This is a genomic window from Stenotrophomonas maltophilia group sp. RNC7, assembly GCF_030910085.1.
In the GTDB taxonomy this organism is placed as follows: Bacteria; Pseudomonadota; Gammaproteobacteria; order Xanthomonadales; family Xanthomonadaceae; genus Stenotrophomonas; species Stenotrophomonas sepilia.
Genome location: NZ_JAVFVN010000535.1, coordinates 1 through 390, shown reverse-complemented (window position 1 = coordinate 390; position 390 = coordinate 1). Strand labels below are relative to the sequence as shown.

Annotated in this window: 1 pseudogene; it reads left to right on the top strand. The window is 72.1% G+C overall.

Going from position 1 to position 390, the window contains the following annotated elements:
• Positions 1 to 123: 123 nt before the first annotated feature.
• Positions 124 to 390: pseudogene (locus tag RCF13_RS10645) on the top strand (hypothetical protein); the annotation flags it as partial.

Here is a 390-nt window from a genome sequence, read left to right as displayed (position 1 = left end):
CTTTCTGTTCGAGGCTGGCGACGAGATCGTGTTCCGGCCCATCGACGAGGCGACGTTCGAACGCCTTGCCGCCTGGCAGGACGATCCCGCCCATCGTCCGCAACCGGGTCCCGGAGTCGACCCATGAGCGCGCGACTGCTCGTCGAAGCGCCCGGCATGCTGACCACGGTGCAGGACCTCGGCCGCCCCGGCCATGAGCACATGGGCGTGCCCCCTTCCGGCGCCATGGATCCGGGCGCACTGCGCGTTGCCAACGCGCTCATCGGCAACGCGCCCGACGCCGCCGCGCTGGAGTTCACACTGCTGGGCGGCCGGCTGCGGGTGCTGGGCGCGGACTGCGTCATCGCCTTCGCCGGCGGCGCCGCACTGCACGTGGGCGCGATCGGCACT